Below are 25,804 nucleotides of genomic sequence, written 5' to 3'. Positions count from 1 at the left end.
CTGATTTTCTTTGATACGAATTTATAATTTTCTTTCTACTTCTTTAGTTATATAAGCTTCTACTATGTCGCCTTCTTTTATGTCATTATAATTTACAAAACTCATACCACATTCGTATCCAGAATTAACTTCTTTTACATCATCTTTAAATCTCTTAAGTGCTGCCAGTTCACCTTCATGTATTATTATACTATCTCTAACTAATCTTATTTTACAGTTTCTAAATATTTTACCATTAGTTACATAACATCCAGCTACTGTTCCAATACCAGATATTTTATATATTTCTCTTATTTCAGCTTTTCCTGTTTCTTCATCAACATATTCAGGGTCTAACATACCAGTCATAGCAGCTTGTATATCTTCTATAGCCTTGTATATTATAGTATATGTTCTTATATCAACATTTTCCTTTTCTCCTAGAGATTCTGCACCTGGAACTGGTCTTACATTGAATCCTATTATTATTGCATTAGAGGCTGCTGCAAGTAATATATCTGATTCTGTTACAGCTCCAACACCTCCATGTATTACTTTAACCTGTACTTCTTCATTTGATAATTTTTCTAAAGATTGTTTAACTGCTTGTACTGAACCTTGTACATCTGCTTTTATAACTATGTTAAGGTCTTTTATAGCACCTTCACTCATTTGACTAAATAAAGCATCTAGTGATAATCTTTGAGTTGATTTTAACATCTCATCTCTAAATAATTGTTGTCTTCTTGCTGCTACACTTCTAGCAATTTTATCTGTTGGAACCTCAACAAATTGGTCTCCACCTTGTGGAACTTCTGATAGCCCTAATATTTCCACTGCTGTAGATGGACCTGCTGTTTTTACTCTTTTTCCTTTTGCATTTATCATTGCTCTAACTTTACCACATGCAACACCTGCAACAATTGGATCACCTACTGTTAGAGTACCACCCTGAACAAGTACTGTTGCAACTGGACCTCTTCCCTTATCAAGCTCAGCTTCTATAACAGTTCCTACTGCTCTTTTATTTGGATTGGCTCTTAATTCTTCTATTTCAGCAACCAACAATACCATTTCTAAAAGTGTATCTATTCCTTCTTTTTTCTTAGCTGATACTGGAACTGCTATTACTTCTCCACCCCAGTCTTCAACTAATAATCCCTGGTCTGCTAATTCTTGTTTAACTTTATCTGGGTTTGCACCTGGTTTATCTATTTTATTTATAGCAACTATTAAAGGTACTCCTGCTGCTTTAACATGGTTTATTGCTTCTACTGTTTGAGGCATTATACCATCATCTGCTGCAACAACTAATATTGCTATATCTGTAACTTGTGCTCCTCTTGCTCTCATTGATGTGAAAGCCTCATGCCCTGGTGTATCTAAAAAGACTATTTTTTGTCCATTAATTTTAACTTCTGAAGCACCTATATGCTGAGTTATTCCTCCAGCTTCACCTGAAATTACATCAGTTTTTCTTATTGCATCTAGTAAAGATGTTTTACCATGGTCAACATGTCCCATAACTGTAACAACTGGTGGTCTAGGTTTTAAATCCTCTTCATTATCTTCTTCAATTTCCATTAAAGCTTCTATTTCTAAAGCTTCTGTATCATCACTTTCTGCTACTGTTAATTCAAATCCATAGTCTTTGGCAGCTAAAGCAGCAATCTCAAAATTTATCTCTTGATTTATTGTTGCCATAGTTCCCATTTTCATAAGCTTCATAATTATTTCTGATGGAGATTTATCTAATTTAGTTGCCAATACTTGTACTGTCAACTGTCCATCTATTTCTATAATATTTCCATTTTCTTGAGATGAATCTTCACTTAACACTTCAAGTGCTAATTCTAACGCTTCACCTTCTAATACTGAATCTTTGTCAGTTACATTAATATCTAATTCAGCTAACTTATTTATAAGCTCTTCATTTGATATATTTAATTTTTCTGCTATTTGGTATACTCTTGTTTTTGACACAAGATCACCCCCTATTTTATTTTAAATTTCTATTAGTTCAATTATCTTTTTAGCAAAATTTTCATCTTTTATTCCTACGACTGCTCTTGGAGATTTTCCTATTGCAAATCCTATTTCATCTTTTGTTGAAAAAAATAGATATGGAATATTTCTAAAAGTTGATTTATCTTTAAAAAGTTTTTTTGTGTTATTTGATGCATCTTCTGCAATTAAAATTAATTTTACTTTTCCTTTTTTTAAGTCAAGCAAAGTTGAATCATCACCAGACACTATTTTCCCTGCACGAGTTGCGAGTCCTAAGAACGAGTGTATCTTTTCTTTATTATTTTTCATATTCTTCTAACTCCATAAGTAGATTATCATAGACTTCATCAGGAACATCAATTTTAAAAGCTTTATTTAATGCTTTGCTTTTTATAGCTTTTTTTAGACATTCAGAGCTTTTGCACACATATGCTCCTCTTCCATTAGCTCTTCCTGTTGGGTCTAAAAATATTTTTCCTTCTTTATTTTTAACTATTCTTATAAGCTCTTTTTTAGAGTCTCTATCTTGACACGCTATGCATTTTCTTTGAGGCACTTTTTTTACTTTTTTCAAAGCCATCCCTCCTTACTCTTCTTCTTTGAAATTATCATCTGAGATATCTAACTCATCTTGATTGATAAATTCAGCTTTAATACCCTCATCTTCTATTTCTTTGGAATTTTCAAGATTTATCATTTCTTGTTCTGCTTGAGATTCGCTCTTAATATCTATCTTCCAGTTTGTCAATTTTGCTGCAAGTCTTGCATTTTGGCCTTCTTTACCTATAGCAAGTGATAGCTGATAATCTGGAACAATAACTAAGGCAGATTTTTCATCTTCATTTATATCTACTTTAACAACTTTTGATGGGCTAAGTGCTGCTGATATAAACTCTGCTGGATTTTCACTATATTTTATTATATCTATTTTTTCATCACCAAGTTCATCCACTATATTTTTTACTCTAAGTCCTTTTGGACCTACACAAGCTCCAATTGGGTCTATTTTTTCATCTATAGATCTTACTGCCATTTTAGTTCTTGACCCAGCTTCTCTTGCTACTGATTTTATTTGAACTATACCCTCATATATTTCAGGAACTTCTTCTTCAAATAATCTCTTTACTAGACCTGGATGACTTCTTGATACAACTATTTGAGGTCCTTTGTTAGTCTTTTTAACTTCAAGTATATAGAATTTTATTTTTTGACCTGCTTTATAATTTTCAAATGGGATTTGTTCACTTTGAGTCATTATCCCTTCTATTCTTCCAAGATTTACATAAACAATATTTTTATTTGCTCTAGCAACCTCTCCTGTAACTATTTCATTTTCTTTTTCTATAAATTCATTATACACTATTTCTCTCTCAGCTTCTCTTATTCTTTGAACAACTACTTGTTTTGCTGTCTGAGCTGCAATTCTCCCAAAGTTTTTAGGTGTAACTTCATGCTCTATAATATCACCCAGTTCATAATTAGGGTTTATTTCTCTAGCATCTGCTAACTCTATTTCTAAGAAAGTATCATACAAGTCTGATTCATCGACAACTACTCTTTGAGAAAACACCTTTATATCGCCTTTGTCTCTATCAAACTCAACTCTAACATTTTGTGCTGAACCAAAGTTTTTTTTGTATGCAGTTAAAAGAGCTTGCTCTATAGTATCTATAAGTATTTCTTTATCTATACCTCTATCAACTACTAATTCATTTAGTGCTTCCATAAATTCATGATTCATTTTTTATTTCCTCCCTATTTAATATACCACTAAAACTTTATTGCTAATCTAACAATAGCAACATCTTTTCTATTAAATTCCATTTCCTCACCATTTATAATGATTTTTATATTATTATCTTCTGTTAATCCTACAAGTTCACCTTCAAATTGTTTACATCCATTTAATGGTTTATATAATTTTAAATCTACATCTCTACCTTGGTATCTAGCAAAATCTCTGTCTTTTTTTAGTGCTTTATCAAGCCCTGGAGAAGATACTTCTAAGAAATAATTCTCTTTTATAGGGTCTTTTTCGTCTAATATTGGGCTTAGTTCTCTACTAACTAATTCACATTCGTTTAAAGATATTCCTTCTTCTTTATCTATGTATACTCTTAAGTAGTATTCTCCTGCTTCTTTTACATATTCAACATCAACCATTTCAAATCCATGTTCATCCGTTATTTTAGTTACAATTTCTTCAATTGCTACTTCTAAATCTTTTTTCATTAAATTACCTCCTATTCAATTGTAAATGACTAGTTTAAATTTATTAAATAATTTTTAAATTAAATGTATTTAATAAATTTAAACTAGTTCTTAATAATATATTTAAAATAAAAGAGTGAGAACAGCTGTCTCACTCTTAGTTTCTGCAAAGTATACTATTTTCTATACTATGATATCATAAAATTCTTTTATTTGCAACTTTTTGAACTAACCTAAAACAGTGACAATTGGTTTTCATCACTCATATTTTCAAGTGAGCCATGATTAGTAAGTGTTTCTATTACTGTTTTTGATACTTTTGCTCTCTTTCTTAAATCTTCTTTTGATATAAACTCACCATTTTTTCTTTCATTTTGAATATTTAAAGCTGCATTTCCTCCAAGACCTTGTATTGCTGCCATTGGTGGAAGTAATGTTTTTTCTCCAACAACTATAAAGTCACTTGCATCCGATTTATATATATCAACTGGTAACAGCCTTATCCCCCTTGCATACATTTCAAGTGCAACTTCTAATACGGTCAACATACCTTTTTCCTTTGTAGTTGCATCATTTCCCAATGCTTCAATCTCATTTATTTTTGATTTTATAGTATCTAAACCTTTAACAATTAAATCTGCATCAAAATCTTCCACCTTTGTAGTAAAGTAAGTTGCATAAAAGGCTTCTGGGTAATGTACTTTACAATATGCAATTCTAAATGAGGTCATAACATAAGCAACAGCATGTGCTTTGGGGAACATATATTTAATCTTTTTACACGAACCTATATACCATTCTGGAACATTATTTTTCTTCATTTCTTCAATATGTTCTGGTTTTAAACCTTTCCCTTTTCTTACACTCTCCATTATTGTAAAACTCATCTTAGGAGGTAAGCCTTTAAATATTAAGTAGTTCATTATGTCATCTCGTGTAGATATAACATCTTTTAATCCCACTATATCTTCTCTAACTAAATCTTGTGCGTTATTTACCCAAACATCTGTACCATGAGAAAGACCAGATATACGTACGAGCTCTGCAAACGTAGTAGGTTTTGTATCAAGGAGCATTTGTCGTACAAACTTAGTTCCAAATTCAGGTACAGCAAGACATCCTATAGGACAATTTATCTCTTCTGGTGTAACTCCTAACGCTTCTGTAGATGTAAATAAAGACATAGTCTCTTCATCATCTAGAGGAATTTCAGTTATATTTATTCCAGTAATATCTTCAAGCATTCTTATGATAGTAGGACCGTCGTGTCCAAGTATATCAAGTTTAAGTATCCTACCACTTATTGAATGATAATCAAAGTGAGTAGTTATAACGCCACAAGAAGTATCATTTGCTGGATATTGTATAGGTGTAAAATCATATACATCTTTATAGTCTGGTATAACCATAACTCCACCAGGATGCTGTCCTGAGGTTCTTTTTACGCCAGTACACCCATTTGAAAGTCTAAGTACCTCCGCATTTGGTACACTTATATTATTTTCTTCTACATATTTTCTTGCATATCCAAAAGCTGTTTTTTCTGCTACTGTACCTATAGTTCCTGCTCTATATACATATCCCTCTCCAAATAATTCTTCGGTGTATTTGTGGATTGTTGGCTGATAATTTCCTGAGAAATTTAGGTCTATATCTGGTTCTTTATCTCCTTCAAAACCTAAGAAAACCTCAAACGGAATGTCATGACCATTTTTAGCAAGTTTTCTTCCACATTTTGGACAATCCTTATCTGGCAAGTCAACACCTGACCCCCATTCACCTATTTCATAAAAAAAGGAATATTTACAATCTTCATTTTCACAAATATAGTGAGCTGGTAGAGGATTAACTTCTGTTATATCACTCATAGTAGCTGCAAATGATGAACCAACAGAGCCTCTTGAACCAACCAAATACCCATCTGAAAGAGATTTTGCAACTAGTTTTTGAGCTATAATATACATAACTGCATATCCATTACTTATTATTGAATTTAATTCTCTATCCAATCTTTTTTGAACTATTTCTGGTATTGGCTCTCCATAAATCCGTTTAGCTTTTTCATAGCACATTTCCCTTAATTCTACATCTGAACCTTCTATAATTGGTGGATATGTATCATCTGGTATAGGTTTTATATTTTCAACCATATCAGCAATCAAATTACTATTTTCAACCACAACTTCATATGCTAATTCTTCTCCAAGATAACTAAACTCCTCCAACATTTCATCTGTTGTCCTAAAATGTAAATAAGTCTCTTCTTCATCTACCTTAAATCCTTGAGAATACTTTAGAACTTTTCTTAAAACAGCCTCATGTTTATCTAAAAAATGCACATCTCCAGTAGCTACTGGAATTTTATTAAACCTCTTAGCTGTATCAATTAATTTTCTATTTAATTCTCTCAGCTCTTCTTCATCCTTTACTTCTCCTTTATCAATCATAAACCTATTGTTATCTATAGGCATTACTTCTATATAATCATATAAATCTATTATTTTTTTCATTTCTTCATCAGATACATTTTTCTTTACAGCTTGAAAAACAACCCCTGCTTCACAAGCAGAACCAATTATGAGACCTTCCTTATACTCATTTAAAATACTTCTAAGGATTCTTGGGGCTCTAAAAAAATGATTTACATGTGCATCTGAAATTATTTTATATAAGTTTTTTATACCTATAGAATTTTTTGCTATCAAAGTTATATGATTTGTACTAAGCTTTGTATAATCGATTTTTCCAAGGATATTATTCACATCACTTAAAGTTTTGGCACCTTTTTCTGTAAGCATCTGTAAAAATTTATTAAATATAAGTGCAGTTGCTTCCGCATCATCAACTGCTCTATGGTGGTTTAAAAGAGGTATGCCAAGCTCTTTAGCAACAACATTTAATCTATGTCTTTTTAACTTTGGAAGCATTACTCTGGCTAACATAAGTGTATCTACTTTTTTGTGATTATACATTATCCCCTGTTCTCTACACTTTTGTGATATAAATCCAGTATCAAACTCCGCATTATGTGCAACTAGTACACTATCTCCAACAAACTCCATAAATCTTGGAAGAACTTCTTCAATAGTTGGCTTATCTTTAATCAATTCATTAGTTATTCCTGTTAATTCTTGTATCTTATACGAAATATCTTTTTCAGGATTTATTAATTCACTAAATCTATCTACAATTTTAAAATTTTCTATTTTTACAGCACCAATTTCAGTTATTTTATCATTTGTATTAGAAAATCCAGTAGTCTCTATATCAAATACAACAAACGTCTGAGAAAGTTCTTTATCATTTGCATCTTCTATAATAAGAGAATCATCTTCAACTAAATACCCTTCTACTCCATAAAGTATTTTTATGTTGTTTGCCTTACCAGCATTCATAGCATCTGGGAATCCCTGTACAACACCATGGTCTGTTATAGCAACCGCTGGATGTCCCCATTTTGCTGCACGTTCTACAAGTTTTTTAACAGAACAAATAGCATCCATAGAAGACATCTGAGTATGTGCATGAAGCTCCACCCTTTTTTCTTCTGAAGTATCTTTTCTCTCTGGTCTAGCTTCTTGTCTAATTCCACTAATCATCATACTAATTTCTCTTTGATATGTATCATAAACTATATCACCTTTAAGTTTTAAATAAGCTCCTTTTTTAACATTTTCAAGTACTCCATCTTTATTGGTATCTGTTAAAAATAGCTTACAACTTATTGAACTAGTATAATCTGTAATTGATGCTATCATAAGTATTTTTCCATTTTTAAGTTCTTTAGTCTCAACATCAAATATATCTCCAACAACTGCAACTGTTCCAGAAGAGGCATTTAAACCAGATATATTTTCAATCATAGCATTTGCATTATCTCCATAGACTAAATTTTCGTCAACTTCTGATTTAATAACATAGCCTTCTTCTTCATTTTCTTCACACTTATTAATTTGTCCAATTTCCAATGCTCTAATTTTTTCTTCCATTTCTCTATCATTTATTCTTATAAGTCTTTCTACATTTACCTTTTCATCAACAGCTTTTTCAATAGTTATATCTAAATCCAATCCCAATTCTTCACTAAGAACAGTTTTAAGTACATGAACTACATTTTTTTTTATTAATCTCTCATAAAATATACCCTTTGGGAGTTTTATTTTTAATTCTTCATCTAAACAAAGAAATTCAACTTGCTTATACCATCCTGCAATGGATGGACACAGGTACTTTAATATATACAAGATATTATTCCAATATTTTTTTATAACATCTTTGTTAGATTTTCTTTCAAATCCAGTAAATCTTATTTTCATCTTTATATCTTTAAAATAATCAAGCTTATACATCAATTCTTCTCTAAATTTATCTAAAAGTTCATGTGAAACAATATCTTTAGATGTCAGGTAAAAATAAACAATTTTATTTTCTTTAAAATAAACTACTCTACTTATGTAAACTTCTTTAAGTTGCTTTCCAAGACCGCTGTTATTAATTTCTAATTTATCTAAATATTCCTTAACACTTTCCATTTATATCCTCCTTTCCTAACATTATATATATATTATTACCACTTTTTCTCTATTTCTATCTATTACTCATTTATATTTACTTAGAATTAATATTATAGCATAAAAATTTTGCTAATATTAAGATTTATATCTTGTAAATTATATACAAAAAGACTACAGATAATTTAAACAAAATGAAAAACTACCCATAGTCTATATTTTTTACTTATGTATTACTTATATTGTGGTATCTCAAAGACTAAACTACTTCCACCACTATAAAGGCCAATTAAATTTTCCATAATTCCAGAAATTCCATTAGCCCAATTTACATCAGTTGCATATTGGTGCCATGTATAATCATAATTCCACTTCATCTTGTAAATAGTATTTTGATTGTACTTAGAACTATTTACATAGTTTTGAGATATCCATTTTGCAGAACCATCTATTGTAGCTTCAATACTAGCCCATCCATTAGAATATGCTGCCTCTGCTCCTGAAACATTGGCACTTTTATCTATTGCTCCTATTCCAAAAAAATTATACACTTTAACTGGTTTGCTAAGAGCTTGGCCTTTATAAGAAGTCAATGTCTGACCTTGTGCAAGTGTAGATTTACCATAAGCAGTTTCCCACATAGCATGAGATACTAGATATACTACATCTATATTATACTTCTTAGCAGCGTTTATAAATGCAGCTCCTTGATTCTTAAATACACTAGAAGATAATCCATTAAGGTATGAATTTAAGCTTGACTCTGATATACCACTTCTATAGCTATTAATTTTTAAGAATTGCATCATACCTTTTGTAGTATTTGTAAAGTTTTTAGGATTTAAATAATATTCTATGTCACTTGAACTAGCATTTACAAATGAACTTGTTCTTTGTGCTGAAAATGTACTAAATTCAGGACTTGGGGTACTTTTTCTATTACCTGGAGCTATTACATTCCCTCCTGCTGTTGCTTTCTCAACTTGTTTACTTACATGAGAAGCTAGTGTATAGTTTAAAGATTTGTAATCAATCTTAGCTCCACTTATATTTGCCATACCATTTACTTGTCCTGACGTTGTAGAATCATTATTTCCATTATTATTGGAATTGTTATTTGAGTTATTATTATTTGTATTATCATCTGATGTATCTGTCGAATCAGCTAGATAATTCCCCACAACAAATGCTTCTTTATTGTTAAAATTAATTTTAGCCCATCCACTACTTTCTGACATCACAGTTACTTTGCTTCCCTTATAGACTTTTCCTAATTTACTATATGTAGAGCCTGGACCACTTCTTACATTTAAAGAGGCTGTATTTACAAATTTATTAGTATTTTTTTTATCAGTATCTTGGCTAGAATTATTTGTATCACTCTGACCTGCATCTGATAAATACATACTAGATACATATCCATCTTTTCCATTATACTTTATTTTTGACCATCCATTAGATTCTGATATTACTTCTACCTTACTTCCTTTTTGTAACTTACCTAATACACCATAGCTTGTATTTGGACCACTTCTTACATTTAGTGAAGTTGTATTTACCTGCTTAGTTTTTGATTTATTAGTTGAACTTGATACATCTCCTAGATAAGAACTAGATACATAGCCTAGTCTTCCATCATATTTGATTTTTGACCAGCCATTGCTTTCTGATATTACTTCTACTTTTTGTCCCTTTTTTAATACAGTTATAACTCTATAGCTTGTTCCTGCTCCATTTCTCATATTTAAACTATTTGAGGTAACCTGTTTTTCTTTATTTGTAGATGTTCTTAAAAAGTCACCATTAGATTTTGCTATATATTTTGATGAAGCCCAACCTTCTTGTCCAGATTCAGCTTTTATTTTATACCATCCATTAGAAGAGTCTTTTATTAAAACTTTATCATCTTTTTTAGCAACAAAAGATATACTACTTTCGGCAGTTGGTTCATTTCTTACATTTAAATAATTTATAGTCACTATACCTATTTCTCCATCAGCATGTGCATTTACCATAGTTAATGGCAATACAGCTAATGTTGCTAAAGCTGCTTTTTTCTTCACTTACTTCCCCCGCCCTTCTTTTAACACTAAAACAATTTTAATATAATTATACGACAACTTATGATTTTAGTAAATATTGTCTATTTATATTATGTATACATTTTATTTATACTTTCTTTATTTTCATTTCTGATTTTAATTTATCTATTTATATATTGAAAAATATAAACTCTTCTAGCTCATATAATTTTATTTATGCCCACTCTTTAAATTGATTTGTAAAACATTAAGAAGATACTCAGAATCTAATAAAGTAACATAAACTTTATAATATGTAGTACAATCTATATATAATAATTTTGGAGGTGTAAACTATGGATGCAAATAACCTAAAAGACTTAATATCTAATCATAATAATATAGTATTTTTTGGTGGAGCAGGTGTTTCAACTGAATCTAATATACCAGATTTCAGAAGCTCTACTGGACTTTTTAGTCAAAAACTCAATAAACAATTTACTGCTGAGCAATTAGTTTCACATACTTTTTTTGTTAAATATCCAGAAGAGTTCTTTGAATTCTACAAAGATAAACTGATATATCCTAATGCAAGACCTAATAATGCCCATATAGCTTTGGCAAAGCTAGAAGAAATGGGCAAACTTAAAGCTGTTATAACTCAAAATATTGATGGACTTCATCAAATGGCTGGAAGTAAGAATGTTTTAGAACTTCATGGTTCTGTACATAGAAATTACTGTACTAACTGTGGTAAATTTTTTGATTTAGAAGCTATGCTAAATCTAGGAGGTAATATTCCTCATTGTGATGATTGTGGCTCTATAGTAAAACCTGATGTAGTGCTTTATGAAGAAGCTCTTGATGGTGATGTTATTACTAAGACAATTTCTGCTATAAGTAATGCTGATTTACTGATTATAGGAGGTACATCATTGGCTGTATATCCAGCAGCTAGTTTTATAGATTATTACAAAGGTAAATATATTGCTCTTATTAATAAGGCAAACACAGTTTATGATAAATCTGCATCTCTTGTAATTAATAGACCTATTGGAGAAGTTCTATATGAAGCTGTATTAAGACAAATATAGATTTATTTCAATATTTTTATTATATATATGAGTTTTTATGTTGAATTTAAAGTTTCTTTTTATTATTATTTTTGTTATAGTATTTTAGTATAAATATATAATTTGAAAGGAGCTTTTTATGAAACTAAAAACTATATCTTTACCAGAACTTAATAATTTAGACCCAACACTGGAATCTACATTTATCAAAATGGGTGAAGAGCAAGGCGAACTAGCTGAATGTATAGGCAAATTCAGAAATCTAAGTGGAGAAAATAATGACTTAGATGAAGTTGATATTATAAAGAAAACTGCTAAAGAATTGATGGACGTGGCTCAAACATGTGTAACTATGATGTTTAAACTAGAAGAACAATATGGTATTAATCTTGATGAAATACGCAAAGAACATATAAAAAAACTAGAAAAAAGAGGCTACATAAAAAACCTAGATAAGTAAACATTCTATCTCTAAATATTTATTAAAATAAATTTAAAGTCTGAAATGTTTAATTTCTATGTAAATTTGCTATTAAATGGTATCTCAAAATGATTTTTTAAATTGTAATTGAGATACCATTTTTTATTTTATTTGTATATATTATTTGATATTTTCATAAACAATTAAATTTTATCCAGTATAATGAGTTTTTTGTCAGCAAAATTTTATTTTTAACTTCTATATTGTTCTCTCTTATTTTCATAAATTTTACTATATTCTTCTATCGCTTCATCCCATGCTTCTATATCTGTTATCCCTTTTTCAATTGCTAATAAATGAACTATCTCAGCTAACTTTGATGCTGATTCTATTATTCCCATTTGTTACACCCTCTCTATTGTCAAATACTTACAAAAACTGTTAATTAGTTCTAATATTTGTTATTATTATTCCCAAAAACTTTAATAAATAAAAATATTTTTATTTTTTGACACGATTCTAATATGGCCACTATGACTACGAAATTTAAAAACTTTTATCTCTTTAAATTTTCTATATAAAATCTTAACTTTATTAAATTTTTTATATATTAAATTGACAGAGGATGAATATATTTATAAAGGTACATATTAATTTATTATAGGAGAGAATGCTCTATGTTTAAAATTTTTCTTTTTTCTAGTGAACAGTTTGTAAGTCTTTTTATATTCGGATTATTTCTATATCATTGTCCAAAGCTAACAAAAAATATTTTACCCTATAGTTACACAGTTGAAAAAATACTTTGTACCTTAATGGTAATAGTCGTTGCTTTAGAACAAATTTTAATTATTTCTTCAGGGAATTATAGCACCTTGAATTCCTTACCAATTGGAATTAGCCATATTTGTATCTACATATGTATAGCTATATTAGTTTTTAAACAGTATCATTTTTTTAACATATTTTTTTCTTGGAGTTTAGTTTGTTCTGTTGGAGAACTTATTTTTTCTAAAAACTTAGGATACGAATTTCCTAGCTTCATATATTTTCTATTTATCTTCTCTAAATGTTTGATAATATATGCAAATATTTATATGGTTGATGTAAGAAAATTTAAAGTTAACAGACATTCATTTAGAGATAATTTTGGAATTTGTCTTATTTATTTTTCATTTATATTTTTACTAAATACATTTACTGATTCACAATATTACTATAGCTTTTTAAGTTACAATACAACTACCATTTTCATATTTATTTTTGCTACTAGCATTGTGTACATACTTCCTCTTTTATCCAATATAGATACCTTTATCCTTGAAAAAAAGAAAAAGAGTAAATAATTTGTTTAAATTTATAAATAAAGCCACTTAGATATTTTTTAAGTTTTAAAAATATCCAAGTGGCTTTACACATTAAACTATAGTTTTTGTAATATATAATTTTATACCTCTGCTAAATAATACAATGTCCTAACAGGCTCTCCTGTCGCTCCTTTTGATTTATATCCCTTTGATTTTGATGATGTACTTGTACCTGCTATATCCATATGTATCCATGGAGTACTGCCAACAAATTCTCCAATAAAGGCTCCTGCTGTTATGCATCCAGCATTTTTACCTCCAGTATTTTTAAGGTCTGCTTCTTCTCCCTTTACCATATTTTTAAACTCATCATAAAGAGGCATCTTCCAAACTCTTTCTCCAGATAAAGTAGATGCTTTTTCCAATTCACAATAAAAATCATCATTATTTGTTACTACAGGAGTTGCAACATTACCTAATAATGTTAAAGCTGCACCAGTCAATGTTGCTACATCAACAACTTTTGTTACTTTTTCATTATTAATAATGTAATATATTGCATCGGCTAATGTAAGTCTACCTTCTGCATCTGTATTTAAAACTTCGATAGTTTTTCTTGCCATAGAGTTAATTATATCTCCTGGCTTATATGAACCTCCCGATAAAGCATTTTCACATGCAGCTACTACTGCTATAACATTTTTCTTTAATTTACTCTGAGATATGGCACACATAGCTCCTATTACACTTGCAGCTCCAGCCATGTCTGTTTTCATATCTAGCATAGATGCATTTGATTTTAAAGAATATCCACCAGTATCATAAGTCAATCCTTTGCCCACTAGACCTAGTATATCTGAATTCTCTTCATCTCCAAAATATCTCATTACTATAAATCTTGGTTTATTAACTGAACCTCTTGATACAGCAAAAAAAGCTTCCATACCCAATGCTTTTATTTTTTCTTCTTCATAAATCTCAACATTAAATCCATACTCTGCCCCAAGTCTAACTGCCTCTATTGCCAATGTCTTTGGGTATATTATATTTGATGGTTCGTTAACTAGATTTCTAGCTATTATAGTTGAATTAGATAGTATTCTAGCTTTTTCTATTTGACAATCTGCTTCTTTTTCAGTGAATATAATTATATTCTCTATTTCTCTTTCTTCAAATTCTTTACTTTTTGTCTTATATTTATCAAATTTATAGTTTCCAAGCAATATTCCTTCTGAAAAAGCACCTATCTCTTCTATATCTAAATTAATATTTATTATGTTAATATCATTATTTTTACATACTTTATTTCTCAATATACTTTTTATTTTTTTACATAAATTGCCCCCTATGATTCTAAGTTTTTCCTTATCTAAAGATTCTTTCTTACCAAGACCAACTAGACAAATGTCTATTAGATTTTCATTTTCGAGCAATGTCACAATCTCTATGTTATTTTCTTTAGCACTGAAGTTTTTACTTACAATATTTAATTTATCAAACATTGTAGAAACATTCTCATCTTCAAACACAGTAACTACAGTTATAGCATCATCCAAGCTTTTTAATATTTCTTTAGAACATTTTATCTGCATATCAAATTCTCCTTTTTAAAATAATTGCTCAATTATATTTCTAGAGTCTTCCAAAGAATCAAATAATTTATCTTTGTTTTTTACATCTAAACAGTTCATTTTATCACTTATTATAGATATAAATTTTAATATTTCATCATCTAGTATTTTTTCTCCACTTTCAGTTATTCCATAAAAAGTATTTCGTCTATCTCTACTATCTTCTTCTCTATATACATAGTCTTGCTCAACTAGCTTATTAAGCAATATACACAAACTAGAAGTAGATACATGTAAGTCTCTACTTAAATTTTTAAGTTCCATTTTATTATGCTTTCTTATACTTACTAAAGCAAAAAATTGCCTTTCTGTAAGTACTTTACCTTTTTTATATCTTTCATTATTAATAATCTTTATTAAATTATGAAAGTTATTCATACTTTCCAACAACAAAATAGATAACTCTTTATCACTCATAAAATTCACCTCAAAATTAATAATTGGGACTCCCTCTTATCCCCCCAATATGTTTATATATCTCTAATATAATACTTCTTTTCTTTTTATAATTATACTATAGATAAACTTTATTATCCATTTAAATTGTTTTAAACTAAAATATTATTAGGTATAAAGTAAAAAACATTTAAATTACATTATAAAATAGTGAGACTTATATCAATCTCACTATTTTACTTAAGGATATATTTTATTTTCAAAAGTATTCTAATCTTATACTACATATTATTCTTGTCTGTATTTTTATTATTTTGAGATATATTCTGAATTTTTTCTAATACTCTAGGAGTTATAGACAAGATATTATCTACTAGATTAATATTACTATCTAAACTCATTATTCTAGTTTCTCCACTTTCAACTACTACAAATGCTACTGGTTGTACAGATATAGCTCCTGCACTACCTCCTGCAAAATTTGTATCTGCTTTTTCACTTTTTATTTCAATATTTTTATCTTTCTCATCATATCCTTTTGAATATTCTCCTCCACCTATACCAAATCCAATTGTTACTTTTGATATAGGAACAACTACTGTAGTATCTGTTTTTATAGGGTCTCCTATAATAGTATTTGCATCTATAGAACCTTTAATAGTTTCAAGAGTTGTTTCCATAAGACTTTGTATCGAACCTGTTGCTCTCATTACTATCACCTCCCTTATAATTTCCTTTATTTTTATTCATAACCTTATTAACCATTATTATAAAATGAAATAAATCTTTTATTCTTGACCTTATATGTATCCTTACATTTCCCAAAAAGTAATCTTTTGTAAAATTTGGATTTACATTTAGATATATTTTTTCTGCATCAATTATATTAAATAAATTTCCATATAGAGTATTTATTAATACATACACAGAAGATGTCAAACTTACATTTTTAGTTCCAAAATCAATGTTTGAATAAAATTCATGTATTTTTATCTTTTTTAATAGTCTATAAATACTTAAAAGGTCATCAGCTAATAATATACTAGAGTCTATATTATTCTTCATCCCCTCTTTTTTATCATTATTGTTACTATTTTCAGCTGGATATAGTTGTCTATTTATATTTATTAAATCAAACATGTATTTTATATTAAGTTTTAAGCAAACATCTTTATTGTTTATATCTGCTATTAATAAGATATTTATATGAGACATTAAAAACAATACAATTATACTTATTATAAAAATTATTGCTATTATTAAGTATTTAAAATTAAGTAATTCATTAATCTCCATGTCTATATTATCATCAAAAAATTACTATTTATACTTAATTAACCATATTTATTTTACCAAAAGCACTTTTTTATATTTACACAAAAAAACACAATAACTTAGAGTATTTTAAACCTTCTAAAAAATTTAAAACTATAAACTAAATTACTGTGTTCTCCATATTTTTATTTTAAAATTAACATTTCTATTGTAAAATTAATATTCTCTTTGTATAACATTTTATTCATTTGTTAATGCTTCTTGATAAGTTTCTATAGCAGGCAACTCTTCAAGACTTTCTATATTTAGCAACTTTAAAAATTCATCTGTTGTCTTATAAATTATAGGTTTTCCTATTTTATTAAGTCTACCAGCCTCTCTTATAAGTTGATTTTCAAATAGAGTTTGTAGCACCTTATCACATTTTACTCCCCTTATATCTTCTATCTCTACCTTCGTTATTGGTTGTTTATATGCAATTATAGTAAGAGTCTCTAGTGTAGCTTGACTCAAACTTTTCTTTTTCTTTGGTTCAATAATTTTTTTTATATATTCTGCATAATCTTCATTTGTACACATTTGATATTTGTTTTCCAATTTGATTATTTGAATACCTCTATTTTTTTCTCTATATTCATCAATAAGTAAATTTAACATAATCTCTATCTCTTTTGATGAAAGTTCTTTATTTATTATATAATTTAATTCTTTTATACTTATTGGGTCACCATATGCAAACATAATAGATTCTATAATACACTTTATATCTTCTCTTTTCATTTTAACACTCCGAACTTTTTCTAATTAAAATATCATCAAAAAATATATCTTGTACCACCACTATCTCTTTTTCTTTTATAAGCTCCAATATAGATAAAAAAGTAGCAATTATTTCATCATTTTCATATGATTTTATGATATTTGTAAAAGTAACTTCTATTTTCTCTTTTATGACATTTCTTATATACACTATTTTTTCTTCCACAGATATTATCTTTTTTCTCACTATTTTATCCAATTTTTCATCATTAGTATTTTCAATTTGTGATGTTTTAACCTTAAATATATATGGAAGTATATTTTTTATTGCCTCTATTGATATATCTTCTAAATCTACATTATCATCAATAACTATTTCTTCTTTAGTTCTATAAAATCTTTCATTAATATAAGTTATATTTTCCTTTATATCTTGTGATGCTATTTTAAATTTTCTGTATTCTTCTAATTTCTCCATAAGTTCTATTCTTGGGTCTTCTTCTTCATCCTTTTGTTTGTAAAGTAAGTATTTAGATTTTATCTCTAAAAGCTTAGATGCCATAGTTATAAATTCGCTAGTTATCTCTAAATCCATTTTGTCTAACATTTTTAGATAATTAAGATATTGCTTAGTTATATCTATAATTGATATATCTTTTATATCTATCTTATGTTTAGTTATCAAGTCATACAGCAAATCTAATGGTCCCTCATAAACTTGTAATTGTATATTATACTTCATATTAATCCCTCTTTAAGTTATTTATTTTATTAAACAAATAAATATACTATTCTTAGTAATACTGTATATATTGGTGTTAATATTATTTGATATATCCCTGTAAATAAAGCAATCAACAAAATTATATAACTCATATTTTCAAATTTATATACATATTCATTCCATTTATATGGAACAAGTGTAGATATAACTCCCCATCCATCAAGTGGAGGTATAGGCAGTAAATTAAAAGCTGCAAATCCCATACTATATAAGAATACATATTCAGCTATTGTATTTATCGCATACATGTGCACATATTTATTTATAATGACACAGACTATAGCGGTCAGAACATTACAGAAAACACCTGCAAGTGAAACTATCAAATTGCCTATCTTGTAATTTTTAAAATTATTAGGATTTACTGGGACTGGTTTTGCCCATCCTATTCTAAGAATAAACATAGCCAAAAGACCAATTGGGTCGACATGTCTTACAGGATTTAATGTCATTCTTCCATAAGCCTTAGCTGTATCATCACCTAATAAATGTGCCGAGTATGCATGACCAAACTCATGTATTGATATTGCCATGGCTATACCAACTAAACTTGCTACGATTTCTCCTATATTCATACTTAACATTAATGTACATCTCCTAAATTAAATTTTTAATACTATTATAACAATTAAATAACTTATAATCAAAATTATTTTATATTATAATAATTGTGTATATAAGCATAAAATTAAAATTCATTTTTTACTTTATAACTTTTATTATTATATCATATTAGCTGTAAAAATATAATAATTACACTTATTGGTAGTATAATATTATATTGACATAAACTGACATTGTTGTTATCTTATTGGTGTATTACAAATGAAGGTAACAACAAAATGAATAGTACTGTAGAAAATAATGAACTAAAATTTAGATACACAGTTGAATCAGATACAGACCTTGTATTAAAATTTATAAAAGAGCTTGCTTCTTATGAAAACATGTTAGACGAAGTTGTTGTAACTGAAAAAATACTTAATCATTAACTATTTGTAAAGAAAAAGGCAGAAGTTTTAATTGGTTAGCAAAATAAATTACATATAAATATTATTTAATTTGACAACTAAAAAAATTAAGTTGTCATTTTTTTAGTTGTTCTTAATTTTTAGTCAATATCATACAAGAACTACAAAAAAATATATGTTACACTTTATACATTATGAAAGGAGGTTGTCCAGTTGAAACAAGAAGAACGCACAGTATGTTTTGATAGTGAATTAGAAATTGAAGCATATAGATTCAAAGGTATTATGCAAAATTTTCCAAACCATTTTCATGAACACTATGTGATTGGTTTTATAGAAAAAGGTCAAAGATATTTATCATGCAAAAACAAAAAGTATACCACAAGCACAGGAGATTTATTACTTTTTAATCCTTTTGATAGTCATACTTGTGAACAAATAGATAATGAAGTTCTTGATTATAGATGTATTAATATTAAACCAGAAATAATGCAAAAAGCTATATTAGAAATTACAGGGAAAAATTATTTACCTCAATTCAATCAGCAGGTAATATTTCGTAGTGAATTAGTACCTTTACTACAAGAACTACATCATATAATTATGGAAGAACAATTAGATTTTAAAAAAGAAGAAATATTCTTTTTCCTAATTGAACAAATAATCAATGAATATACAGAGCCAGTTTTACAATCTAACTCAGAAAAAATAAATACAGAAATTCAAATAGTCTGTGATTATTTAGAAAATAATTATGCTGAACGCATAGCACTTGATGAATTAAGTTATCTAGCAAAAATGAATAAGTACTCATTACTTCGTAATTTTACAAAATTAAAAGGTATTACACCCTATAGATACCTTGAAAATATAAGAGTAAATAAAGCTAAGAAACTTTTAGAAAATGGAATAGAACCTATAGATGCTGCTATACAAACAGGCTTTGTGGACCAAAGTCACTTTACAAATTTCTTTAAAAACTTTATTGGTCTTACACCTAAACAATATCAAAATATATTTATAAACAATGATAAAAATAATTTTAAAGAGGATAAAAAGGAGAATTGAAAAATGGAAAATAAAAATGTAAAATGTGTTATGGTAATAGATGAAAATTTACCAATGGGAATTATATCAAATACAGCAGCAGTAATGGGAGTTACACTAGGTAAATATACTCCAGAAATAGTAGGTCCAGATGTAGTTGACAAAACAGGTAATAATCATTTAGGAATTGTTGCTATACCTGTTCCTATCTTAAAAGGAAACAAAGAAATTATAAAGAATTTACGTAAAAAATTATACACTCCTGAATTTGAAGGATTAACTGTTGTAGATTTTTCAGATGTTGCACAAGGTTGTAATATTTATGAGGAATTCACACAAAAAATTGCCACTGTCCAAGAAGATGAACTACAGTATTTTGGTATAGGAATATATGGAAATAAAAAGCAAGTAAATAAACTTACAGGCAGTATGCCTTTACTTAGATAATCATTGTAAGCATCTGCTTATAACAATCTTTAATATATTAAATAAAAATACCCATATAGTACTTCTATACGGGCATTTTTTATGTGAATTATAGCTGTATCTTATCGCAAGTTATTATATCATATTATCAATTATTCTTTGAAGCATTTGTAGGTAACTTGCCTTATTTATATCTTTATTATTTATTAATTCTACTTCACCTATTACTTTTTTATCTTTACATATCTTTATCTTTCCTAAAACAGTACCTTTTTTAATTGGCATTTTAGGATTTTTTACTATTTCTATTTTCTTTTCAAACTTTTTAGAACTTCCTTTTTTAATAAGAGCATTTAAGTCTTCTTTAGCAACTAATTTGACTTTATTTTCATCAGCTTTATCTAATGTAAGTGTAGCGATATTATCTCCCTTACTACACAGCTTAACGCTTTCATAATTTGCAAATCCATAATTTAAAAGACTAGATGCATCATTAAATCTTTCAGGAGAAGTTTCTGCACCCAAAGTCGCCGCAACTAAATGAGTATTACCTCTTTTTGCTGATGCTGATAGACAATATTTAGCTTCTTGAGTAAATCCAGTTTTAACACCAGTAGCTCCTTGATAATGCTTTATAAGCTTATTAGTATTTGTAAGACCTACTGTAACTTGTTTTTTACCTACTACAACCTTATCCATCCATGTAGTTAAGTATTTACTTATCATTTCATGTTTTAATAATTCTCTAGACATTAAAGCTATATCATGAGCAGATGTATAGTGATTTGCTACTGGAAGTCCATTTGTATTTGCAAAATGAGTATCATTCATATTTAGCTCCTTTGCTTTAGAATTCATCCTATCAACAAACCCTTCAACACTTCCAGCCAAGTGTTCAGCCATAGCTACACAGGCATCATTTGCAGAAGCAACAGCTATACCTTTTAATAAAGTATCAACCTTTTGAGTTTCTCCTGGTTCTAAAAATATTTGACTACCACCCATACTAGATGCAGTTTCACTCACTTGTACTTCATCATCAAGTTTAATATCACCTGAATCCAAAGCTTCTACAATAAGTAACATTGTCATTACCTTTGTTACACTGGCAGGAGGAAGCTTCTTATGAGCATCCTTTTCATATAAAATTTGTCCACTACCAACATCCATCAAAATTGCCGATTTTGAAGATATATTTAGTTGGTTGGCATCAGCATTGTCCTTACTATTTGCAAAAGAAAAACTCAAAGGAGTAAATGCAAGTAATATAGCCAAAGCAGTACTAGCTAATTTTTTCATAGATGTCACCTCTTAAAGTTTATTTAAACTTATTTTCTCACAATTAACTTTTTTTATTCTAAATGCCTAGATATACCTTGACCCAAATTTTTTTTCTTTTCAAGCTTTTTAAAATAATCTTCTAAAACACCTTTATTCGATGCATTTTCTATTATTTCAAAGGCATCTTCATAATTCATTCCATATTCTCCTGCTATTTCCATCTTAGTTTGTTTTAAAGCTTTTCTAGCATTTTGTTTTGAAATATTATCCATAAATATCCTCCTATTAATAAAATTTATATATAAGTAGTTTTTACTAATAAAAGATTGTTATAATTGGTATTTTATGTAATATCTGAATTTTTCAATATTAAAAAGACCTCTTGTAATTCTTAAAATGATATCAATTTAATCTTTTGATATCATTTTAAGAATTACAAGAGGTCTACTTTTCAATTTTATAAACTTTATATCCTATACTTCCATTATTATAGGAAGTATCATTGGATTTCGCTTAGTTTTTTGATATAAATACTCTTTTAGGTTTTCTTTAATATTATTCTTTAAATAAGCCCATTCTTTAATATTTTTCTCTTCACACTCGTTTAGAACGTTTTTAATTATATCCTTTGCTCCATCCATTAAATCTTCAGACTCTCTTACATACACAAAGCCTCTAGATATTATATCTGGACCTGCTAAAACTTTGCCTTCATCTTTAGAAATAGTTACTACAACTATCATAAGACCATCTTCTGATAAATGCTTTCTATCTCTTAAGACTATATTACCTACATCTCCTACACCTAATCCATCAACTAGTATATTTCCTGTTTGTATACGATTTGCTACTTTAGCAGAGTTTTTATCTAACTCTAAAACATCTCCTGTTTGCATGACAAAAATATTTTCCTTGTCCATTCCAAGTTGTTCAGCTATTTCAGCATGTCTTTTTAACATTCTATATTCACCATGAGCTGGCATAAAAAACTTTGGTCTAACTAATGCATGTATAAGCTTTAATTCTTCTTGACAGGCATGTCCAGAAACGTGTATATCCGCTATATCACTATATACTACTTCTGCTCCTTTTTCAAATAAGAAGTTTATTACTCTTGATATTAATTTTTCATTTCCTGGTATTGGATGAGCAGATATTATAACTAAATCGCCACTCTTTATTTCTACTTTTTTGTGTTCTGAAAAAGCCATTCTAGCAAGAGCTGACATAGGCTCACCTTGTGAACCAGTCGTTATTATCACTAACTCGCCATCTTCATGCTTGTATATATCATTTAAATCTATTAGCATATCGTCAGAAATATCTAAATATCCTAATTCCTTGGCAACTCCAACTACATTTACCATTGAACGACCTGATATAGCAACCTTCCTATTAAACTTTTCAGCTGTATTTATTATTTGTTGTAATCTGTGTATGTTAGATGCAAACGTAGCAACTATAATTCTTCTACCATTTCCCTTTGCAAATAACTCATCAAGACCTACTCCAACAGTTTTTTCAGACATAGTAAATCCTGGTTTTTCTGCATTAGTACTATCTGCCAACATTAAAAGAACTCCTTTTTTGCTCAACTCACAGATTCTATGCATATCCATAACATCACCATCAATTGGAGTTAAGTCAATCTTAAAGTCTCCTGTATGGTATATTATCCCTTGGTCTGTGTGTACTGCAATAGAGTAAGCATCTGGTATACTATGGTTATTTTTCAAAAACTCTACTTCCATATTATCAAGCTTTATAACTTGTCTTGGAGTTATGACATTTAACTTAACATTATTCATCTTATGTTCTTTCAATTTTACTTGTATAAGACCTATACTAAGTCTCGCTCCATATACAGGAACATTTATCTTTTTTAGTATATATGGAAGAGCTCCTATATGGTCTTCATGTCCATGTGTAATAAATATACCCTTTATTTTATCCCTGTTTTTGACTAAATAAGTTATGTCTGGTATAACTATATCTACTCCTAACATTTCATCTTCTGGAAAACTAAGTCCAGCATCTATAACAATTATTTCATCTTTATACTCAACAACAGTCATATTTTTTCCAACTTCGTTAAGTCCACCTAAAGCCATTACCTTTATCTTGTTGGTGTTCTTTTTGAACAATTGCATCATCTCCTTCTGTCTATTTAATTTTTTAACACGTTCTACAATCTTAAATAATATCAAATCACGCACTCGCTACCAGTTATTCTTATTGTACCATAATTCGTATCATATTTTAAGCTATATTTAAAATACATTTAACGTATTATTTTGACAAACCTATTTTATTTTGATATCCTCTAAATATTATATGATTTAATATCTGATATTTTAGGAGGATTTATGCGTGGTAAAACTCATTGTGCAATAGGAATTTTAACAGCTATCCAGACATCTTTAATTTTTACAATTCCTATATCTCTAGTAGATATTTTAGTTTCAGCTACTTTTGCAGTACTGCCCGATTTGGATAAATCTAATTCTATGGTCTCAAATTTCATTCTAAAAAACAATATATCCAAATACATATATAGAATTTTTATATACGCTATTAATATTATTATTTTCTTTATTTCAATAAATATAAATGATAATTTTTATTTAAGTGCAATAATTACATTTGTTGCAATTATAATTATTGAGGCAAAACTAACCCATACATTTCTGAGAAAAATCTTTCTATCATTAATATTTATACTATTAGCTATATGCTTATACATCGTAGAAGTTGAAATATATTTTATAATTTTTTGTCTAATGTTGTCAATTTTTCCCTGGCTAAAGCACAGAAGCTTTTCTCATAGTATATTTGCAACCATCATAATATATTTTTTACTAAAACAAATAGAATTAATCACTAGTATTAATAATTTATCTTTTTATGGAACACTTGGCTATGCAAGCCATATGTTTTTAGGGGATTTATTTACAAAACAAGGAATACCACTTTTTTATCCACTAAGTGAAAAAAAGATTTCCTTAGGATTTTTAACAGTTGGAGGACTATTTAGTAATTTTATAGAAAAATCATTTATTTTCATACTTATAGGATTAATTATATTTTCAATATTAAAATTATAAAAAGCTTTAAAGCTATTTATATTTATACTATATATTTAAATTTATAATAAAAAATGGAAGAATAGCATAGAATATAAAAGTTCTATACTATTCTTCCATCAACATTAAATTACAGAAGAATTATTCTTCTGAATCACTTATTTTATTGCACTCATCACATAATCCATAAAATTTAACATCATGATCAAGTATTTTAAATTTGTACAATGATTGTATTTCTTTTTCTATATTGTCTAAAAGGTCTTCTTTAGCTTCCATTATCTTTCCACAATTTTTACAAATAAGATGATGATGATTATGACAGTCTTCTTTATGTAGACTAATCTCATATCTTATACACCCATCATCTAAGTTTAGTTTTGATATTAATCCTATTTCGTCTAATAACTGCATTGTTCTGTATACAGTAGCTAGCCCTATTTCAGGACAGTCAACCCTAACTAAATCATAGATTTCTTCACTACTTAAATGTGAATGGTCATGTTGAAGCAATATCTCAACTATTGCTCTTCTTTGTGGCGTAATCTTAAAACCAGTTTCTTTTAACTTGTCTTTTAATAAATCCATTGTGTTTGCCATAACATCACCCTTACTATTTTC

25 protein-coding genes are annotated in these 25,804 nt (G+C 28.3%); 6 read left to right on the top strand and 19 right to left on the bottom strand.

From position 1 onward, the window contains the following. Positions 1-21 precede the first annotated feature (21 nt). From infB to IC173_RS01200, 7 genes are all read right to left on the bottom strand, one after another. Positions 22-1,962, bottom strand: coding sequence for a translation initiation factor IF-2 (infB, locus tag IC173_RS01230; protein WP_227434220.1), 1,941 nt, complete (start codon positions 1,960-1,962; stop codon positions 22-24). A gap of 21 nt (positions 1,963-1,983) precedes the next feature. Next, a complete protein-coding gene (locus IC173_RS01225; RefSeq protein WP_227434219.1) occupies positions 1,984-2,295 on the bottom strand; it encodes a L7Ae/L30e/S12e/Gadd45 family ribosomal protein in 312 nt (103 codons plus the stop codon). Further along, on the bottom strand, positions 2,285-2,566 hold the full coding sequence (gene rnpM / locus IC173_RS01220) for an RNase P modulator RnpM (RefSeq protein ID WP_227434218.1): 282 nt from the start codon (positions 2,564-2,566) through the stop codon (positions 2,285-2,287). The genes IC173_RS01225 and rnpM overlap by 11 nt, the downstream gene beginning before the upstream one ends. Positions 2,567-2,572: 6 nt before the next feature. Then, positions 2,573-3,727, bottom strand: coding sequence for a transcription termination factor NusA (nusA, locus tag IC173_RS01215; protein WP_227434217.1), 1,155 nt, complete (start codon positions 3,725-3,727; stop codon positions 2,573-2,575). Between the two features lie 29 nt (positions 3,728-3,756). Beyond that, complete coding sequence (gene rimP, locus IC173_RS01210; protein ID WP_227434216.1) at positions 3,757-4,218, bottom strand: ribosome maturation factor RimP; 462 nt, start codon at positions 4,216-4,218, stop codon at positions 3,757-3,759. Between the two features lie 212 nt (positions 4,219-4,430). Next, positions 4,431-8,729, bottom strand: a complete 4,299-nt coding sequence (locus tag IC173_RS01205; protein WP_227834641.1) for a PolC-type DNA polymerase III — start codon at positions 8,727-8,729, stop codon at positions 4,431-4,433. Between the two features lie 212 nt (positions 8,730-8,941). Further along, positions 8,942-10,771, bottom strand: coding sequence for an SH3 domain-containing protein (locus tag IC173_RS01200; protein ID WP_227855049.1), 1,830 nt, complete (start codon positions 10,769-10,771; stop codon positions 8,942-8,944). 314 nt (positions 10,772-11,085) lie between these two features. On the opposite strand from IC173_RS01200, the gene IC173_RS01195 reads away from it, so the two are divergent. Further along, on the top strand, positions 11,086-11,823 hold the full coding sequence (locus IC173_RS01195; protein ID WP_227823660.1) for an NAD-dependent protein deacylase: 738 nt from the start codon (positions 11,086-11,088) through the stop codon (positions 11,821-11,823). 118 nt (positions 11,824-11,941) lie between these two features. Further along, the gene (locus IC173_RS01190; RefSeq protein ID WP_227831212.1) at positions 11,942-12,262 is read left to right on the top strand and encodes a MazG-like family protein; all 321 of its coding nucleotides are present in this window, start codon (positions 11,942-11,944) and stop codon (positions 12,260-12,262) included. Positions 12,263-12,474: 212 nt separating this feature from the next. Here the strand turns inward: IC173_RS01190 and IC173_RS01185 are convergent, their stop codons facing one another. From IC173_RS01185 to IC173_RS01145, 8 genes are all read right to left on the bottom strand, one after another. Further along, complete coding sequence (locus IC173_RS01185; RefSeq protein ID WP_227434212.1) at positions 12,475-12,624, bottom strand: hypothetical protein; 150 nt, start codon at positions 12,622-12,624, stop codon at positions 12,475-12,477. Between the two features lie 1,046 nt (positions 12,625-13,670). Continuing rightward, a complete protein-coding gene (locus IC173_RS01175) occupies positions 13,671-15,122 on the bottom strand; it encodes a leucyl aminopeptidase (RefSeq protein WP_227434210.1) in 1,452 nt (483 codons plus the stop codon). 15 nt (positions 15,123-15,137) lie between these two features. Next, positions 15,138-15,578, bottom strand: a complete 441-nt coding sequence (locus IC173_RS01170) for a MarR family winged helix-turn-helix transcriptional regulator (RefSeq protein ID WP_227434209.1) — start codon at positions 15,576-15,578, stop codon at positions 15,138-15,140. A gap of 260 nt (positions 15,579-15,838) precedes the next feature. Next, the gene (gene ytfJ, locus IC173_RS01165) at positions 15,839-16,267 is read right to left on the bottom strand and encodes a GerW family sporulation protein (protein ID WP_227434208.1); all 429 of its coding nucleotides are present in this window, start codon (positions 16,265-16,267) and stop codon (positions 15,839-15,841) included. Further along, positions 16,221-16,853 (bottom strand): DUF2953 domain-containing protein, encoded by a 633-nt coding sequence (locus IC173_RS01160; protein ID WP_227434207.1) that lies wholly within the window; start codon positions 16,851-16,853, stop codon positions 16,221-16,223. Before IC173_RS01160 ends, ytfJ begins: the two co-directional genes overlap by 47 nt. Before the next feature lie 219 nt (positions 16,854-17,072). Then, positions 17,073-17,612: an SMC-Scp complex subunit ScpB gene (scpB, locus tag IC173_RS01155; RefSeq protein ID WP_227434206.1), complete on the bottom strand. Its 540-nt coding sequence runs from the start codon at positions 17,610-17,612 to the stop codon at positions 17,073-17,075. Between the two features lies 1 nt (position 17,613). Continuing rightward, a complete protein-coding gene (locus IC173_RS01150; protein WP_227434205.1) occupies positions 17,614-18,333 on the bottom strand; it encodes a segregation and condensation protein A in 720 nt (239 codons plus the stop codon). Between the two features lie 29 nt (positions 18,334-18,362). Next, on the bottom strand, positions 18,363-18,959 hold the full coding sequence (locus tag IC173_RS01145; protein WP_227434204.1) for a site-2 protease family protein: 597 nt from the start codon (positions 18,957-18,959) through the stop codon (positions 18,363-18,365). Positions 18,960-19,217: 258 nt separating this feature from the next. Between IC173_RS01145 and IC173_RS01140 the strand changes: the two genes are divergently transcribed. The 3 genes from IC173_RS01140 (at position 19,218) to IC173_RS01130 (ending at position 20,840) form a co-directional block, all read left to right on the top strand. Continuing rightward, entirely contained in the window at positions 19,218-19,367 is a 150-nt protein-coding gene (locus IC173_RS01140) for a hypothetical protein (RefSeq protein WP_227855047.1), read from the top strand. A gap of 192 nt (positions 19,368-19,559) precedes the next feature. Then, positions 19,560-20,414, top strand: coding sequence for an AraC family ligand binding domain-containing protein (locus IC173_RS01135; RefSeq protein WP_227482244.1), 855 nt, complete (start codon positions 19,560-19,562; stop codon positions 20,412-20,414). 3 nt (positions 20,415-20,417) lie between these two features. Then, entirely contained in the window at positions 20,418-20,840 is a 423-nt protein-coding gene (locus IC173_RS01130; RefSeq protein WP_227434201.1) for a DUF2000 domain-containing protein, read from the top strand. Positions 20,841-20,954: 114 nt separating this feature from the next. On the opposite strand, the gene IC173_RS01125 is transcribed toward IC173_RS01130, so the two are convergent. The 3 genes from IC173_RS01125 to IC173_RS01115 all read right to left on the bottom strand — a co-directional run bounded on the left by IC173_RS01125 (position 20,955) and on the right by IC173_RS01115 (position 24,250). Next, positions 20,955-22,118, bottom strand: coding sequence for a D-alanyl-D-alanine carboxypeptidase family protein (locus tag IC173_RS01125; protein ID WP_227855046.1), 1,164 nt, complete (start codon positions 22,116-22,118; stop codon positions 20,955-20,957). Positions 22,119-22,171: 53 nt separating this feature from the next. Next, positions 22,172-22,372, bottom strand: a complete 201-nt coding sequence (locus IC173_RS01120) for a CD1290 family small acid-soluble spore protein (protein WP_227845277.1) — start codon at positions 22,370-22,372, stop codon at positions 22,172-22,174. 201 nt (positions 22,373-22,573) lie between these two features. Then, positions 22,574-24,250 carry a ribonuclease J gene (locus tag IC173_RS01115; protein WP_227434198.1) on the bottom strand — a complete coding sequence of 559 codons (1,677 nt, stop codon included), beginning with the start codon at positions 24,248-24,250 and terminating at the stop codon, positions 22,574-22,576. A 216-nt stretch (positions 24,251-24,466) separates the two neighbouring features. On the opposite strand from IC173_RS01115, the gene IC173_RS01110 reads away from it, so the two are divergent. Further along, positions 24,467-25,204, top strand: a complete 738-nt coding sequence (locus IC173_RS01110) for a metal-dependent hydrolase (RefSeq protein WP_227855045.1) — start codon at positions 24,467-24,469, stop codon at positions 25,202-25,204. Between the two features lie 120 nt (positions 25,205-25,324). Here the strand turns inward: IC173_RS01110 and IC173_RS01105 are convergent, their stop codons facing one another. Beyond that, a complete protein-coding gene (locus tag IC173_RS01105; protein WP_227434196.1) occupies positions 25,325-25,783 on the bottom strand; it encodes a Fur family transcriptional regulator in 459 nt (152 codons plus the stop codon). Between the last annotated feature and the right edge of the window lie 21 nt (positions 25,784-25,804).

Source organism: Clostridioides sp. ES-S-0048-02, assembly GCF_020658495.1.
Taxonomy (GTDB): domain Bacteria; phylum Bacillota; class Clostridia; order Peptostreptococcales; family Peptostreptococcaceae; genus Clostridioides.
The sequence above is the reverse complement of the archived record's forward strand: the minus strand, read 5'-3'. Positions and strand labels throughout refer to the sequence as shown.

Excerpts from the sequence above, each read along its gene's own strand:
- IC173_RS01225 (WP_227434219.1), bottom strand. The coding sequence starts at position 2,295 with ATGAAAAATAATAAAGAAAAGATACACTCGTTCTTAGGACTCGCAACT.
- rnpM (WP_227434218.1), bottom strand. The coding sequence starts at position 2,566 with ATGGCTTTGAAAAAAGTAAAAAAAGTGCCTCAAAGAAAATGCATAGCG.
- nusA (WP_227434217.1), bottom strand. The coding sequence starts at position 3,727 with ATGAATCATGAATTTATGGAAGCACTAAATGAATTAGTAGTTGATAGA.
- rimP (WP_227434216.1), bottom strand. The coding sequence starts at position 4,218 with ATGAAAAAAGATTTAGAAGTAGCAATTGAAGAAATTGTAACTAAAATA.
- IC173_RS01205 (WP_227834641.1), bottom strand. The coding sequence starts at position 8,729 with ATGGAAAGTGTTAAGGAATATTTAGATAAATTAGAAATTAATAACAGC.
- IC173_RS01195 (WP_227823660.1), top strand. The coding sequence starts at position 11,086 with ATGGATGCAAATAACCTAAAAGACTTAATATCTAATCATAATAATATA.
- IC173_RS01190 (WP_227831212.1), top strand. The coding sequence starts at position 11,942 with ATGAAACTAAAAACTATATCTTTACCAGAACTTAATAATTTAGACCCA.
- IC173_RS01185 (WP_227434212.1), bottom strand. The coding sequence starts at position 12,624 with ATGGGAATAATAGAATCAGCATCAAAGTTAGCTGAGATAGTTCATTTA.
- IC173_RS01175 (WP_227434210.1), bottom strand. The coding sequence starts at position 15,122 with ATGCAGATAAAATGTTCTAAAGAAATATTAAAAAGCTTGGATGATGCT.
- IC173_RS01170 (WP_227434209.1), bottom strand. The coding sequence starts at position 15,578 with ATGAGTGATAAAGAGTTATCTATTTTGTTGTTGGAAAGTATGAATAAC.
- ytfJ (WP_227434208.1), bottom strand. The coding sequence starts at position 16,267 with ATGAGAGCAACAGGTTCGATACAAAGTCTTATGGAAACAACTCTTGAA.
- IC173_RS01160 (WP_227434207.1), bottom strand. The coding sequence starts at position 16,853 with ATGGAGATTAATGAATTACTTAATTTTAAATACTTAATAATAGCAATA.
- scpB (WP_227434206.1), bottom strand. The coding sequence starts at position 17,612 with ATGAAAAGAGAAGATATAAAGTGTATTATAGAATCTATTATGTTTGCA.
- IC173_RS01150 (WP_227434205.1), bottom strand. The coding sequence starts at position 18,333 with ATGAAGTATAATATACAATTACAAGTTTATGAGGGACCATTAGATTTG.
- IC173_RS01145 (WP_227434204.1), bottom strand. The coding sequence starts at position 18,959 with ATGTTAAGTATGAATATAGGAGAAATCGTAGCAAGTTTAGTTGGTATA.
- IC173_RS01140 (WP_227855047.1), top strand. The coding sequence starts at position 19,218 with ATGAATAGTACTGTAGAAAATAATGAACTAAAATTTAGATACACAGTT.
- IC173_RS01130 (WP_227434201.1), top strand. The coding sequence starts at position 20,418 with ATGGAAAATAAAAATGTAAAATGTGTTATGGTAATAGATGAAAATTTA.
- IC173_RS01125 (WP_227855046.1), bottom strand. The coding sequence starts at position 22,118 with ATGAAAAAATTAGCTAGTACTGCTTTGGCTATATTACTTGCATTTACT.
- IC173_RS01120 (WP_227845277.1), bottom strand. The coding sequence starts at position 22,372 with ATGGATAATATTTCAAAACAAAATGCTAGAAAAGCTTTAAAACAAACT.
- IC173_RS01115 (WP_227434198.1), bottom strand. The coding sequence starts at position 24,250 with ATGCAATTGTTCAAAAAGAACACCAACAAGATAAAGGTAATGGCTTTA.
- IC173_RS01110 (WP_227855045.1), top strand. The coding sequence starts at position 24,467 with ATGCGTGGTAAAACTCATTGTGCAATAGGAATTTTAACAGCTATCCAG.
- IC173_RS01105 (WP_227434196.1), bottom strand. The coding sequence starts at position 25,783 with ATGGCAAACACAATGGATTTATTAAAAGACAAGTTAAAAGAAACTGGT.